The organism is Serratia sp. ME47 (assembly GCF_903970925.1).
In the GTDB taxonomy this organism is placed as follows: domain Bacteria; phylum Pseudomonadota; class Gammaproteobacteria; order Enterobacterales; family Enterobacteriaceae; genus Serratia; species Serratia ureilytica.
Map to the genome: position 1 here is coordinate 77531 of NZ_CAJCKE010000002.1, position 13741 is coordinate 91271.

A 13741-nucleotide genomic window follows, 5' to 3' on the forward strand; every position below is an offset into this window, starting at 1 on the left:
TCAGCACGAGCCATCTTCCCTACACTTGCGATCAGATATCGGCTCCTTGTCGGTACGTAAGCGTTAACGTCAATCAACGCATCACGCCATGCAGCGCTGATTGTCTGCATGCCCTGGTGCGAGGAACTCATGCCGCAACCCGCTTCATCTTCATCATCCATCGCGACCCCGCGTCGCCGTTTGCATCGCCCTGCTCTGCTGATCGTTGGCATCATGCTGATCGCGGCTAACCTGCGCGCCGCCCTCACCAGCGTCGGCCCGCTGCTGGAACAGATTCAGCAACAGCTGGCGTTGTCCGCCACCGCCGCCGGCCTGATCAACTCGCTGCCGCTGATCCTGTTCGCCGTCCTCTCGCCACTCACCCCGGCGCTGGCGAAACGCTTCGGAATCGAACGCACCCTGGGCTTCGCCCTCGCACTGCTGGTTTGCGGCATCGCGCTGCGTTCCCTGCCGCAAGACGCCATGCTGTGGCTGGGAAGCGTTCTGATCGGCGCCGCCATCGCCTTCGCCAATGTGGTGCTGCCAACGCTGGTGAAAAGAGATTTTCCTCATCGCGCCGCCGCGATGATAGCGGCCTATGCGGCGGTGATGTCACTGGTCGCCGCCATCGCCTCCGGTCTGGCGGTGCCGCTGGCTTCCCTGGCCGATCTCGGCTGGCGCTTCTCCTTGCTGTGCTGGGGATTACCTGCGCTGTTGGCGCTGTTGATCTGGTTGCCCCAGCTGCGGCGCACAGCCATACCCGCAGCCAAAGAGCCACAATCGGCAGAGCCGCAACGCTATCGCTCTCCCTGGGGCAGCGCGCTGGGCTGGCAAGTGGCGATGTTCATGGGGCTGCAATCGATCGCCTTCTACACCATTATCGGCTGGTTCAGCACCTTTGCCGTCAGCCACGGCGCCTCAGCCCAGCAGGCGGGCTTCGAGCTGTTCGTTTATCAGGTGGTGGCGATCGTCGCCAACTTTGTCATGGTGGTGATTTTGCCGCGCGCGCGCGATCAGCGGGCGATAGCGCTGGGCAGTTCTCTGCTGATCTTTATCGGCGTCGGGGGATTATTGGTGCAACCCGCCAGTTCACTGGTGTGGCTGACGTTTGCCGGGTTGGGAGCGGGGAGTTCGCTGGTGCTGGCACTGTCGTTCTTTGGATTGCGCAGTCAGCATCATCATCAGGCGACGCTGCTGTCGGGCATGGCGCAATCCGTCGGTTATCTGTTGGCGGCGCTGGGGCCCACCTTATTCGGCCTGTTGCACGATCTGACGGAAGGCTGGCGCTGGCCGTTGATCGCTCTGCTATGCCTGACCGTCTTGCAAATGCTGTTCGGCGCGCTGGCCGGCCGCAGCCGCGTGATCGGCTAACGTCGCTGAGCGATGGGCCGCGCCGCTTCGGGGTCGGTATCCTGCCATAAATCTTCAATAAAGGCGCGCTGCTCATCGCTCAGCCCCCATGAAGGCGGAATTTTTGACTGCGCGCGACGCTGAGCGCCCTCACGGTTTTTAGCCTGCTTCTTGTTCACGAATCGTCTTCCTGCTTAACCTGCTAACTCAGTAACCAGTAAATCACGGCAGCGGTTAGCAGCCAGAACAGCCCACTAACGATAAACACGCATAGCCATGCTTTACGTTTGATATTTGATCCATCCTTGCTCACCACAGCGCCCCTAACCAATAGATTAAACCACTCAAAATAAAATTATTGATCTATTTTAACGATCAATAAAGTCGTTTTTTCCTATGGAAATTTAAAAAAATGCTGCTACCCATAGGTCTGCATTGCCGAATCAGCCAGAACGGCACCGTGGATATCACTGTTATCGGCAGGCGAGAACGTGTTTTGATAGGCGAACGAATGCGCAGTGTGCCACACCTTTAAAGGTCAAAATTAAACCACCGGTAAATAATTCAAACATCAATTATTTGACTGGTCGTAAGCCAAATCGGCAGCAGACAGCATTGGAGGAGGGAGAGAAAATGAAGCGACGCACTGAAATAATGCGCGGGAGAAGCGCCGGCCCGTTTTGGTCTGGCACGGGCCGACGTAAGTTAACCGATCCTGCTGACGGAATCCCGGCTGGCGTGTTCACGCTCGCTGCCGGTCAACTCGCGTAAATGGCCTGAGCGCATCTCCAGCAACCGATCGGCGTGTTCGAAATAGTGATCGTCATGGCTGATGGCGAACACCGTTTTGCCTAACGCGCGCAGCGCCGGCAACAGTTCGCGATAGAAAATGCGCCGGAACTGCGGATCCTGATCAGCGGCCCATTCATCCAACAGCAAAATATCGCGTTGTTCCGCCACCGCCAGCAACAGGGCCAGACGTTTGCGCTGCCCCTGCGACAGTTGCGGGTTGGTCACTCTGGCGCCGTCGAACTGCAATTTGCTTTTCATATTCAACCGTTCAAGCCAATGCGCGACCAGCGCCGCATCAGGTTCGCCGCCTTCCGGTCCTTGTAAACGATCGAACTGATGAAAATCGGTGAAAATCGCTGAAAACAGCCGGCGATAGTCCGGCATATCCGCCGCGGTCTGTGCGACACCATCCAGAACGATGTGCCCGCTTACCGGCCGATACAATCCGGTCAACAGCATCGCCAGCGTTGACTTGCCGCTGCCGTTGCCGCCGATAAGAAACACCAGCTCACCGCGCCGCAGCGTCAGATTGAGCGGCCCGACGGTAAAACCGGGCTGTTGTTCCGCATCTGCATAGTGAAAAACCACGTCGCGCAGCTCCAGCGTCTGCCAGGAACGGCCAACGGCGGCTGGAAACCCCGGCTGATACTCGGCCAAACGCAGCGCTTTCAGCTTGTTGAAGGCCACTTCGGCGCCGACCAGCGTCGGAAACGCCCCCACGGCCTGCAGTAAGGGCGTGCGCAAGAACAGCAGCGTCAGCGAGTAGGTCGCGGCCACCGTCGAGTCCGCCCATCCCAAACTGTTGGCCATAAAGAACACCAGCCCGATCGCCCCTAACATCATGATGTTTGACCAATTGAGCGCACTCAAATGGAAGGTATCGGCGCGAATGATATGGTAGCGATAGGCTTGCGCGTCGGGCTGATAGGCCTGCTCGTATAACGCCTGCGCCCGTTTGCGGTTCAACGTCAGTTCCTTACGGCCGTCAATCACCGATTCATAACGATGATAGAGACGCTCTTCTGACTCGCGCAAACTGGCCATATGGCGATAAACCCGTGACACCAGGCAGCCGCTACCCACCACGGTCACCGCCACCCAAACCGCCGTGACCGCCAGCATTTTCGGCGATAACCACCCCAGATAGGCCGCTGCCCCCAGGGTCAAAATCACCCCTTGCACCAATTCGGGCAAGCGCACGAAGGCGATGGTGATATTGCGGATGTCACTGGACAGACTGGCCAGCAATGAGGCGCTGCCTAACTGTTCGAGGCGCTCGATCTCGGTATCCAGAATGCGCTTCACCAGTTGCCCACGCAGCCGATAGACGAAGTAATGGCCCAATGTGGTCAGCGCCAGCTGTGAACCCAACGTGACCGCTATCAACAATGCCAGCAGGGCGAGAAACATCGGCAACACGGCCAATGGGTTGCCGCTGACGTCCATCAGATATTGATTGATAAAAGCAATGATACCGATGCCTAACCCGGCGCTGGCCATGGTCAATGCCATAACCGCCAGAAATGGCCAACGATACTGGCGATAAACCACCCGTAGCAGTTCCATGAACAAACCTCTGAAGTCGCGATCTGGCAGGCATTGTAAGCGGCGTGAGAATGAGATCAAGACGAATTCTCATCGCAGCTTATCAAGCACCGGTTGGGGTGAGACGTTATCGCGGTTGCCGCCTGCCGGCGGCCAATTCGCAGCATCGTTCGCTCTGGGCACTAAATATTCGCCAATTAAATAAGCTGCTAAAGAAAATAGATCTATAAAATCAAAATACATTCACTAAAAGAATAACAAAAAGAAAAATATAAAATAAACCCATGCTTTAGCAAGTAAAATTATTTATTTTCTTTGCCGCCTATTATGTTCCAATGCTTTAATAAAACTTCATGATGGAAATCGACAGTACCAGATACGCAGGAAAGGAAAATGAAAAAAAGGAAATTCCTTAGCCAGATTGAAATTGAACAACTGATTGCCGCCGTGCATGAGGGTAAAAATAGCATTCGAGATCGTTGTTTACTATTAATGTGCTTCATTCACGGCTTGCGGGTGAGCGAACTGCGATCATTACGCCTGCAAGATATTGATCTTACCTCCCATCGGATCCATATATCTCGGCTAAAGAACGGTTTTTCCGTTCAGCACCCCATTCAGCCGCGAGAACGACAGGCGCTGTTAAACTGGCTGGCCCAGCGGGCGAACTATCCTGACGCCAATTCCCCATGGTTATTTCTGTCGCGCCACGGCGGGCAAATTTCACGTCAGCAACTGTATCGCCTAATGAGAATGTACGGTGAAATGGCCGGTATTAGCGTTCAAGTTCATCCTCACATGCTGCGACACTCCTGCGGTTACGCGCTTGCAGATAACGGGGTCGATACGCGCTTGATTCAGGATTATTTAGGGCACAAAAATATCCAGAATACGGTGATCTACACCGCAACCAATGTAGAGCGATTCCGCACGATCAGCATTTAATCTTACGATGGAAATAACGGTGCAGGCGCTCATCTTCTTTTAACATGCGCATCGAGTAAGGTAAAAATATCGGATGGAAAAATGCAGCCCGGCACGTCAACAACGGTCTAATTCAGCACTATTCCAACGCCGAGCTGCTTTCATCCACCCGCCCAGGGGAACACTTGTTTGATTGTTTTTTCAACGCCTATGCTACCTGCTTATACCCTGTCATTAACGATTAAGTCCCCTTTGACCACTTCCCGCCAAATTGCCGCGTAATATTGCCGTGCAATGAAAATAGTTCGCTGTCATTCTTCACCTGCAGTTTGCGCATGGCGCTGCATTTATGCGCGCTGATCGTCTTGATGCTGCGGCGTTGCAATTCGGCAATTTGCCGCAGGCTCATGCCGTTGAACAAAAAGGCCAACACATCAGTCTCGCAGCGAGTCAGCTTTCGGGTGAACACCTCATCTGCGCTAACCGAGGGTGCCAGAAAAGTCCCTATCTGTGGGCTCAACACTCGCTCCCCAAGCAAGACCCGATTAAAAAACTCCGCCACCAGCGGTAAAGCGTCATCTCTGGCGACGATGCTGACATTGGGCTGAGGCAACAATCGCCCTAACTCTTCTGCATTACGGCAACGGGTATAGGCAATCACCCGTAATTCGGGCAGTTGCGTGCACAGGGCCAGCAACGCTTCCCTGCCCTTAGCGGGCGTCTCATCTTCACCGTCCAGTTCGGTAATCAGCACGTCAGCCTGCTGATAGACCACGCTATCCACTACCGCACGTACGCTGGTTTCCTTTACGACGACTTTTACCTGGGTTGGCAGCGTTTTTAAAAAACTGGCCAACCCTTCCAGCGTCAATGGACATCTGTCCATTAATGCTATGTTCAGCGGTTGCTGACGCCATAAATGCATAATCTGCTCCTATGCTTGCTTGCCCACGAGACCTCGTGCGCTTGCCTAGCGAACCAAGGATGAACCTTGCGCAGCCATCCATTTCCCCTGAAGATACAGTTCCCCATCGCTGTGAAACCCCAGCTTCAACATCGCATTGCGTTTATGGGTGCTGACGGTGCGGATATCACGGCACATGGTCAGCGCCACGCTGGTCACGCTCTTACCGGAAAACAGTTGGGTCAACACATCCAATTCCTTCGCCGTCAGCGGTTTATCGGCGCCAGCCTCATGCAATTGACGTTGGCGTACCCGGTGGCTGAAGCTGCAACTGCCTGTCAGGACTTGCTGAACACAGTGGGTCAATGCAATAGCCGGTTCCTGCTTCAGCATCAGGCCGCGAATGCCGGAAGCGATGAGCTGCCGCAACAGCCTCGGTTCATCCAATGCCGTACAAATGACAATCGCGGTGTCCGGCGAATTTTCCCGCACCTCAGCGATCAGCTTGAATCCCTCCAATACCGACTCTGATTGACCACACAGCTCCATCACCAATAAACGATGCGGATGCTCAGTCAATAAGGCTCTCAGTTCCACCAGATTCGCCACCTGCCGAATGTTGCCAGGTTGGAGACCGCAGGATTCAATCAACCGGTTTCTCATCCCCAGAGCCGTCATGGCGCAGGGTTCCATGATAGCCACGGCACTCGCCGCTTCATTGCCCGCCGCCAAGGCCATTCCATTGGGATAATTGATTTTCATATCATAACCTTAACTCTGTCGTTAACCTTCCGCCCACGCCGGCCCTTTTGTCCCATTGCCTACTGATAGACAAAAGTGACCTGCAGAGCGCCGTCTATTGAACCTGGCGTCGATCCGCCATGGGTGCTGTATGCGCGCGCACGCAAATCGAATCTGGCATTATTCGTCGCGCGATCCACCAGTTGCGTCATGCTCTTGCCATTGCCCAGGTTGGCCCCCTGGCTATTCTGCAACTCAATTTGCACCCGACGAGAGCCGCCGTTGCTCTTGTACAAGCTGGCGCTTTCCTCGGCGGGCGTCCCGCTGAAGGTCGCGACAACAGAGGTGGTGGTGCTTGGGCAGTTTTTTAACGTCAGAGGAAACTCTATCCAGGGGCTGAAAGCCCCGGACGTCGCCAGGGTAGCAGCGGAAATATCGTCTCCCAAATTGACGGACACAGTGCCGTTCGCACCGTCGATTTCGCAGGGGGCGGCTTTAATGTTGCCGCTAATCACTATTTTCGATACCGCGTGCGCCGCCGATACGGTCAAAAGCAACGCGCCGGTCAGCGCCAGGTTGCAGCCAAAACGATTACACATTTTCACCATAATCTGCTCCTTGTCGTTAAACGCAGGGGCCCGTCAGCCCACTGCCGTTGAAATATCCGTTTATTGGATTTCGGCCTGAATGGTTGCCGTGGCATTGAACTGCCCCACTGAAGGGGCTTGCCCGGTGGTATTGATCGGATATACGCTGATCCGCGAACTGCCGCTTTGGTCGGGATAGTTGAAGTCATCGATGGGCAAGCGCCCGCTCTGCGGCCGAATCACATTGCCCTGCATATCCTTAATCATCACGCCGATGTCGCGGTTGCTGGTCTTCAGCGCCTCCGGCATGTTGCCGTCGGCCTCGCCGCGAAATGACAGGCTGACTTTGACGCCCTCGGAAATATTGCGACAAGACAGCGTCAGCGTTCTCTCTGCCGGTGTGAAGCGAGGTGGCATCGCGCCTTTCGTTTGGAAATGGGTGCTGACGATATCGCCAAAGTCGACCACCACCGTCTGGGGACTGATCTCGCAACTCTGCGGCACCGTCACGGTACCGCTCATAGAGATGGTAGAAACCGGCGTATCGCTTTTCACGCCACTCACTACCGATACATACGTTTCCACCAGTCGGGTATTCGGGATCGCCGTCACGCCAACGAAGGGCCGACGGAAATACAGGTGAATGCGCCCACGCGCGCCGCTGTTGTAGGGCGAACGGGCGCAGGATTCATCATCGCCATCCATGCTGGTCTTACGGTTAGTTTCATTGGTAAAGGGTGCCGCAAGGTATTCATTGCGCTGCCCCGCCACGAAGACCTCGCTGGCGACGCCCAGATATTCGTTCAACGCGTAATACGTCAATCCGCCCTCCTGAAATACCGGGTTGGTCAACAGCATTTTGGCGGTGATGTAAGAAGCCGTGCGAGCGGTACATTCGCATTTCACATAATACGAACCGGGCAAGTTCCATGCGTTCTTATCCGCGTTCTTGATAATCCGCCCCGTCACGTTTTGCGATGGGTCGCTTAAGCTTGGGGAAAAGGCAAATGAAAAGCCGTGCGTTCCTGATATCGGCGTACACTGCCCTGGCGCCGCCTGCGCCTGCTGTACAGCCAGTATTGCGCACGCCAGCAGCCCACCGGCGATCGCCCTGCGTTGAATCGATATTCCTGTCGCCATTGTCTGCACCTTATAAACACTGTCCGTTAACGAGACGTATTCCGCCGCTCTCTGGCTGATTAGCCAATTGATAGTTAGCCTGACACTGCTGAGCCGCGTCATTGCCCCACTTAACCTGCAGCCGGCCACTCTCCGCCATGCCGGCCAAATAAACCTGCCCGCCGTCGCCGACAATGCCGGCATTATCAGAGGGGCTATTGAGATTGCTGACGGTGGCGCCGAACGGCACCGGATTGCCACTGCGCGTCAGTAATGTCAGCAACACGCGGGCACCAACATCCGGATTGAAGCTGGCACGCACCACGGCGCCACGGGTTGGGATCACAGTTTGGCTGCTCAAGGTCATGTCGACATCCTCGGCGAAAGACTCGCCGTCCAGGCCGACGGTATTGCGCCGATAAGGCGTCAGGTAAGGCACAACCGCATAGCCGCGCCAGTCGGTGCTGACCCCGGTCTGGTTCAAAACATCCACCCCTGAAGCGCCGGGTGCCTGCACTAATGCCACCGTATCGCCCAGCGGCTGCGACAGCGTGACGCCGTTTTGATGCACCAGAACACCGCCCTGCACGCCGTAGTTCACCTGTTGGCGATGGCGATCGTAGCCATATCCCAGGTTCCACTCGGCGAGGGCGCCTTTGTAGTCCGCCTGAATATTGCCGTTCGCCCCCACGCCCCTGCCGGTGTAGCCCTGGCTGATGCTGTAGTTCAGGTTGTTGCCCGGCAAAGCGGTGCCGCTCAACCCAAGGTTGTTGCTGGTGGCACCGTTGCGGCTGGCGTTCATGTTGTAGGTGGCGTAGCTGCCTGGCAGCCATTTGCTGAGCGGCACGCTGACGTTGAAGGCCACGATATGGTCGCGAATATTGCTGCGGTTGCCGTTGTTGTCATACCCGTTTTGGCTGAAGGTGTAATTCAGTCCGTAACTGACAGCTTCCCAACTGTTGTTGTAGCTGAGGCTGACCGACTGCGAACGACGATTGTCATTCCAGTAGTCTTCGTTAAACAGGCTGAGCGACAGCGTTCCCCCCAGATCCCACAGGCTCTGGCTCATCGTCAGCTCGGCGCGGCTCTTTTTGTGATCGTTATAGATCGCGCTGTTGCCGCCGTAGCTCTCCAGCGCCTCTTGCAGGTTATAAAAACCGCGCGTGGAATAGCGGTAGCTGGCCAAGCTGAAGTTAGTGCCGGTTTCAATGAAGTTTTTGCCGTAACGCAGGCGCCATGATTGCCCTTGCTCTTTCGGCCGAGTTTCCTGCTTGGTCCATGCCTGAGTGACATCAGCGGACAGCGCCCCCAGCGCCCCCATGTTCTGCCCCCACCCCAGCGCCAGAGACTGGTACTTACTGGCGGCTTGCACGCCGCCGTACAACGTGGCCCCCCACGGCAAACCGTAGATGCCGGTGGCCTGGCTGAACGGACGTTCATCAACGCCGCCGCTGTATGAACGGTATTTCCCGCTGGTCAGGCTGTATTTGAAACGCCCTTCGCGCTGAAGCACCGGCACCACGGCGTAAGGCACCACGAAATGTTGCTCCTGCCCGTCAGCCTCACGCACGCTGACGTTCAGATCGCCGCTGCCGCCCGTGGGGTACAGATCGGTAATTTCAAACGCACCCGGCGGCACATAACTTTGATATATCACGTAGCCGTTTTGCCGGATCACGATTTGCGCGTTAGTGCGCGCAATCCCGCGCACCACCGGCGAGTAGCCCTTCATGCTGTCCGGCAGAATGTCATCTTCAGAAGCCAATTGCCCGCCGCGGAACTGTACGCTGTCGAACACCTCGCTGGACGTTGTGCTGTCGCCCAGAGTCAGGCGGCTTTGCAACGCAACAATATCGCGCTGCAGATAGGTATTGATTGAACGCCAGGATGAAGCGCCGCCGGTGTAGTGATTCCAGATGGAATAGTTACGCAAACGCCAGGCGCCCCAGTTAATGCCCGAGCGCAGATTGAGGTAATAGTTATTGTTGTTCTGCCGTTCGCTGTCGCGTGTTTGGCTATTGGCGCCGCTGAAGTTGTAATTGACCAACAGCGCCGGTATGCCGGAGTCCCATTTATCCGGAGAAACATAATCGCGCGCATTTAAGTTCAATGCCGCTTGCGGAATGCTCAGATTCAATCTCAGCTGATTAAACAGGAACACCGCCGAAGCCTGAGGAATGGCCTGCGCCAGATTGACACAGCGCTCCTCCGCCGCAATCGCCGGGAACATGGAGACTCTCACCCCCAATTCGGCCAATTTTTCCGCGCTGAAACAAGGCTGCAGCGCTTGCTTTCCGCCAGCCGTCGGCATCAGCCGGAACTCGACGTCTAGACTGTCAACCTGTTCGCCGTTAAGGTAAAGATCGACCCGATAAGTGCCGGGCGCCTGGCTGTTGTTTTCCTCAAATACGGAGAGATCGGCGCCGCGCAGCGCCGGGTTGTCAATCTCCAACAGCGCCGGGTTGAAGTAATCGCGCGCATGCGCCGCACCGATTGGATAAAGCAGCGCCACCTGGCAAGACATCAAACCGGCCAAAATCGATCGTGTCCCTGGTAAACCAATGCAATTCGGGTTATTCATCCTTTTAACTCCCTGTCCCGATTGGCTCAGCCGCCTAAAATTCAGGTAAGCCGAACGCCGGCCCCAGCGTTACTCCGGGACCAAAAAACACGCATCGCGGCCCGGCTATAACGTGCCGGTAAAGGTCTGGCCGGTTCCGCCATAGTCGTTGATGATTTGCCAGCTCAGACTGCCTCCCCCACCTTGCGCCATCGGTAACGGAAAACTGGCGGTAGCTTGCGGCGCAACCATGGTGTTGCCGGTAATGGCACTGCCGTTCAGCTTCAAATTAAAAAAGGTGAGGTAATAGGGTGAAGGGTTGGTCACCTGCAGCCGATCGCCGCTGCGCCGCCACGTCACTTTGCCGGCCGCTTCTTCCGGATTGCCGGCCAGCCCCTGGGGACGATAAATCAGCTTGATGCGGGTCTTGATCGCAATTTGCAGCGTGTTTTCTTTCTTTTCTACCGAAGGAATAGACTTCACATTCAGCCAATACAGCGATTCTCTGTCCGTCGGCAAATTGCCGCCCGCACGCACTACGCGCAGCAGGTTATTTTGGCCACCATCCAAGCGAAACAACGGAGGCGTGATGATGAAAGGCGCTTTAGCGCTTTCACCTTCTTGAGCATCGACCCAGGATTGGATCAAATAAGGCACCGCATCCGGATTATTGATATTCAGAGCGGACTCTTTTTTACCCCCGTCGTATATCAGCCGAGTCCCGCCCACGATCACGCCGGCCTGAGCCGGAGCCCAAAGCGCCATCAATAACGCTGCCGTCAGCGCAAAATATCCCGCTTTCATTTTGTTACCTTCCCCGATGAATAAAGAGCCAGAGACGCAGCCTCTGGCCCATTTTTCTAACGCTCACGCCGACATAACGGCGTGAATTTACTGATAGACAATAGTGAAGTTGGCGGTGGCGTTCGCACTACCGACAGAGACGGTGTCGTAAGCGAAGTAGCGCGCCACGAAGCCCAGAACGTTGTCTTTGTTCTCTGCCAGCGCATATACGCGGGAATCGTTGCCGATATTGAGTACGTTGCTGCCGTCGTCCAGCAGCTGTACGCCAATGCCGCCTGCCACCCCAGGGGTGCCGGCGCCGGTCAGTTTCAGCAGCCCGGACTGACCCTGCACCTGAGTGCCATCAAAGCGAACGGTAGCGCCAGTCACGGTGTCCGGGCAGTTTTTCAGGATCAGGTTGAACGCTTTGGCGCCAGCGGTGGCGCCAGCGTTAGGAAACGCATCTTTAGCGATTTTGCCCAGAGCAACCTGCTTGTTCTGGGAATCCGGATCGACGGTGCAAGACTGATCGGTAATGGTGCCAGTGATATTCAGCGCGCCGTCAGCAGCAAATACAGAGGTGGTAAATGCAGACGCGGTCAAAACAGCTACAGCCAGCAGATTCTTTTTCATCCTACTTTCCTTAAAATTATGCAAAATATGCATGGTTTTATTTCCGACATATCCTTAATGTCATTCCCTTTTATTTAGTTCCACGAAGAGCAAATACCCTTGACCAAACTTATTGATGGCCTAAGGCTTATTCACCCAAACGATTCATTTTGAACTAAAGTGACTCCTTTGGTTTTTAAAACCAAAAAACAAATAAAAGACAGAATTTAAAGCCAAATAGAAAACAAAATAACCTCAAATCAGACCAAAAAACCAAGGGATTGGCCGATTGATTTAAAATGACTTTTCTTTGATTAGGATTTTGCTTAGATGGCGGGAGTGCGGAAGAAATGAAACATGAACACAACGATATGTTTTTAAAAAAAATTTTCCTTTATCAGGCAAAGTGAGCGTAGGAATATTGACATTGTTTTTACGCGTCCTTACAGTATGTTTCAGTTTAGTTCAAAGTGACTCCTTGCCGTTACTCTATTAAATCGCGCTTACCAAATTTCTTTAAAGCGCTGTGCATTGCTGGCGGTATAAATCACTGTATTCTGAATATTTCGATGCCCGAGGTAATCCTGAATTAATCGGGTATCGATACCTCGGTCCGCCAACGCAAATCCGCAACCATGCCGCAGCATATGCGGATGGGCGTTAATCTCCAGTTTCGCCACCTTACTGTAATGACGAAGCAGGCCGTAAATACGTTGGCGCGACAAACGCCCGCCCCGATTGGAAAGAAATAACCATTCCTGATCGGCCCAGCGGTGTTGCCGGCGTTTATCCAGCCAACGCCGCAAACATTGCCTTTCTCGCAGATACAGCGGATGTACCGTGGAAAAACCATTCTTCAAACGATGAACATAAATGTTGCCGCCTTCCAGATCGATGTCCGACAAACGCCATCCCCCAATTTCGCTGGCGCGGCAACCATGAATAAAACACATATAAATCAGACAATAATCGCGTTCTGGATTCTTTCCATGCAGCGTGACCTCAAGCAGTCTCTCCACTTCAGAAGGCGTCAGATGTTTACGATTAGACATACAACCTCATTACTTTGATCGGAAAAATGTGGCTGTCATTTTCCTTTTACATCACCACAATGGACACTCAGGGTTTCCCCTGGCTATGGATAGGTTCCTGCATCCAGCGCGGAGTATAACGGATTTGCCAAACGCGAACAGTGTACAGGGATTAATCCCCCCTTCAGCGCCCCCCTTGAGGCCCCCTCATTAATGAAAACCGCAGCTCAACTGCCACCATCAGAAATAATAAGGACGGCATACTTCCCGATTCACTTTAGTTTGCGTTAATACTTCCATTTCACACATGCGCTGAAATTGGCAAACAAACCGACAAAACAAAGAAAAATCCTAATAAAATCGCGAGGCGCCATGGGTTTCAAAGCGTTATACGGCTCGTAAAAAAACGAAATAAATCCGCCGGCGCGAACGTATCTTAACCAAACCGATAAGTTTTAATCTTTATGTGAATCGATAAGAGGAAAAATCAGGGCAGGAGGAAATAAAGTCACGATGGGGAATAACCCAGGCCTGACCGCATCACACGGCCGCCTGGGGGGAGAATTATTGACTGGTCATAACGTGACACAGCTCGCCAAGGGTCAGGTCAGGCCGTTCGATAAACATTTCCGCATTGAGCGTAATGCCGAACTCACGCCTAACCAGCAGCATCAACTCCATATAATCCAGGCTGTCCAACCCCAACTGTTGCAGCGGCATATCGGCCGACAGCAGCGTTCTGTCCAATCCTTTGGCTTCATACAACAGGCCGCAAATCGCCTCATACAATCGATGATACTTTTCCATAGGCCCT

14 protein-coding genes are annotated in these 13741 nt (G+C 54.3%); 2 read left to right on the plus strand and 12 right to left on the minus strand.

Translation table 11 applies throughout. The annotated features are described in order from the left end of the window. Nucleotides 1–129: 129 nt before the first annotated feature. The gene (locus H7A77_RS02560; protein WP_182073782.1) at nt 130–1350 is read left to right on the plus strand and encodes an MFS transporter; all 1221 of its coding nucleotides are present in this window, start codon (nt 130–132) and stop codon (nt 1348–1350) included. Here the strand turns inward: H7A77_RS02560 and H7A77_RS02565 are convergent. The 3 genes from H7A77_RS02565 to H7A77_RS02575 all read right to left on the minus strand — a co-directional run bounded on the left by H7A77_RS02565 (nt 1347) and on the right by H7A77_RS02575 (nt 3687). Continuing rightward, entirely contained in the window at nt 1347–1508 is a 162-nt protein-coding gene (locus H7A77_RS02565) for a hypothetical protein (protein ID WP_172448720.1), read from the minus strand. The two genes, H7A77_RS02560 and H7A77_RS02565, sit on opposite strands and share 4 nt — an antisense overlap. Nucleotides 1509–1531: 23 nt before the next feature. Beyond that, nucleotides 1532–1645: a YmiA family putative membrane protein gene (locus H7A77_RS02570; RefSeq protein ID WP_071883595.1), complete on the minus strand. Its 114-nt coding sequence runs from the start codon at nt 1643–1645 to the stop codon at nt 1532–1534. A gap of 389 nt (nt 1646–2034) precedes the next feature. After that, nucleotides 2035–3687 carry a multidrug ABC transporter permease/ATP-binding protein gene (locus H7A77_RS02575; RefSeq protein WP_042785285.1) on the minus strand — a complete coding sequence of 551 codons (1653 nt, stop codon included), beginning with the start codon at nt 3685–3687 and terminating at the stop codon, nt 2035–2037. A gap of 372 nt (nt 3688–4059) precedes the next feature. Between H7A77_RS02575 and H7A77_RS02580 the strand changes: the two genes are divergently transcribed. Next, entirely contained in the window at nt 4060–4611 is a 552-nt protein-coding gene (locus tag H7A77_RS02580; RefSeq protein WP_033644817.1) for a tyrosine-type DNA invertase, read from the plus strand. A 220-nt stretch (nt 4612–4831) separates the two neighbouring features. Here the strand turns inward: H7A77_RS02580 and H7A77_RS02585 are convergent, their stop codons facing one another. From H7A77_RS02585 to H7A77_RS02625, 9 genes are all read right to left on the minus strand, one after another. Beyond that, a complete protein-coding gene (locus tag H7A77_RS02585) occupies nt 4832–5515 on the minus strand; it encodes a response regulator transcription factor (RefSeq protein WP_096242564.1) in 684 nt (227 codons plus the stop codon). Nucleotides 5516–5560: 45 nt separating this feature from the next. Beyond that, complete coding sequence (locus tag H7A77_RS02590) at nt 5561–6256, minus strand: response regulator transcription factor (protein WP_047026621.1); 696 nt, start codon at nt 6254–6256, stop codon at nt 5561–5563. Nucleotides 6257–6315: 59 nt separating this feature from the next. Continuing rightward, complete coding sequence (locus H7A77_RS02595) at nt 6316–6843, minus strand: fimbrial protein (protein WP_089192206.1); 528 nt, start codon at nt 6841–6843, stop codon at nt 6316–6318. Nucleotides 6844–6903: 60 nt separating this feature from the next. After that, the gene (locus H7A77_RS02600) at nt 6904–7962 is read right to left on the minus strand and encodes a fimbrial protein (RefSeq protein WP_182073783.1); all 1059 of its coding nucleotides are present in this window, start codon (nt 7960–7962) and stop codon (nt 6904–6906) included. Nucleotides 7963–7972: 10 nt separating this feature from the next. After that, nucleotides 7973–10522 (minus strand): fimbria/pilus outer membrane usher protein, encoded by a 2550-nt coding sequence (locus tag H7A77_RS02605; protein WP_089192207.1) that lies wholly within the window; start codon nt 10520–10522, stop codon nt 7973–7975. A gap of 105 nt (nt 10523–10627) precedes the next feature. Then, the gene (locus H7A77_RS02610) at nt 10628–11305 is read right to left on the minus strand and encodes a molecular chaperone (protein WP_089192208.1); all 678 of its coding nucleotides are present in this window, start codon (nt 11303–11305) and stop codon (nt 10628–10630) included. Nucleotides 11306–11392: 87 nt separating this feature from the next. Then, nucleotides 11393–11917 (minus strand): fimbrial protein, encoded by a 525-nt coding sequence (locus tag H7A77_RS02615; protein WP_042785288.1) that lies wholly within the window; start codon nt 11915–11917, stop codon nt 11393–11395. A 482-nt stretch (nt 11918–12399) separates the two neighbouring features. Then, nucleotides 12400–12948, minus strand: coding sequence for a tyrosine-type DNA invertase (locus H7A77_RS02620; protein WP_033644811.1), 549 nt, complete (start codon nt 12946–12948; stop codon nt 12400–12402). Between the two features lie 543 nt (nt 12949–13491). After that, nucleotides 13492–13734, minus strand: a complete 243-nt coding sequence (locus H7A77_RS02625) for an acyl carrier protein (protein ID WP_033644937.1) — start codon at nt 13732–13734, stop codon at nt 13492–13494. Nucleotides 13735–13741: the final 7 nt, after the last annotated feature.

What these genes read in the sequence shown, in the direction of transcription:
- H7A77_RS02560 (WP_182073782.1), top strand. Translation starts at nt 130, where the DNA reads ATGCCGCAACCCGCTTCATCTTCATCATCCATCGCGACCCCGCGTCGC.
- H7A77_RS02575 (WP_042785285.1), bottom strand. Translation starts at nt 3,687, where the DNA reads ATGGAACTGCTACGGGTGGTTTATCGCCAGTATCGTTGGCCATTTCTG.
- H7A77_RS02580 (WP_033644817.1), top strand. Translation starts at nt 4,060, where the DNA reads ATGAAAAAAAGGAAATTCCTTAGCCAGATTGAAATTGAACAACTGATT.
- H7A77_RS02585 (WP_096242564.1), bottom strand. Translation starts at nt 5,515, where the DNA reads ATGCATTTATGGCGTCAGCAACCGCTGAACATAGCATTAATGGACAGA.
- H7A77_RS02590 (WP_047026621.1), bottom strand. Translation starts at nt 6,256, where the DNA reads ATGAAAATCAATTATCCCAATGGAATGGCCTTGGCGGCGGGCAATGAA.
- H7A77_RS02595 (WP_089192206.1), bottom strand. Translation starts at nt 6,843, where the DNA reads ATGGTGAAAATGTGTAATCGTTTTGGCTGCAACCTGGCGCTGACCGGC.
- H7A77_RS02600 (WP_182073783.1), bottom strand. Translation starts at nt 7,962, where the DNA reads ATGGCGACAGGAATATCGATTCAACGCAGGGCGATCGCCGGTGGGCTG.
- H7A77_RS02605 (WP_089192207.1), bottom strand. Translation starts at nt 10,522, where the DNA reads ATGAATAACCCGAATTGCATTGGTTTACCAGGGACACGATCGATTTTG.
- H7A77_RS02610 (WP_089192208.1), bottom strand. Translation starts at nt 11,305, where the DNA reads ATGAAAGCGGGATATTTTGCGCTGACGGCAGCGTTATTGATGGCGCTT.
- H7A77_RS02615 (WP_042785288.1), bottom strand. Translation starts at nt 11,917, where the DNA reads ATGAAAAAGAATCTGCTGGCTGTAGCTGTTTTGACCGCGTCTGCATTT.
- H7A77_RS02620 (WP_033644811.1), bottom strand. Translation starts at nt 12,948, where the DNA reads ATGTCTAATCGTAAACATCTGACGCCTTCTGAAGTGGAGAGACTGCTT.
- H7A77_RS02625 (WP_033644937.1), bottom strand. Translation starts at nt 13,734, where the DNA reads ATGGAAAAGTATCATCGATTGTATGAGGCGATTTGCGGCCTGTTGTAT.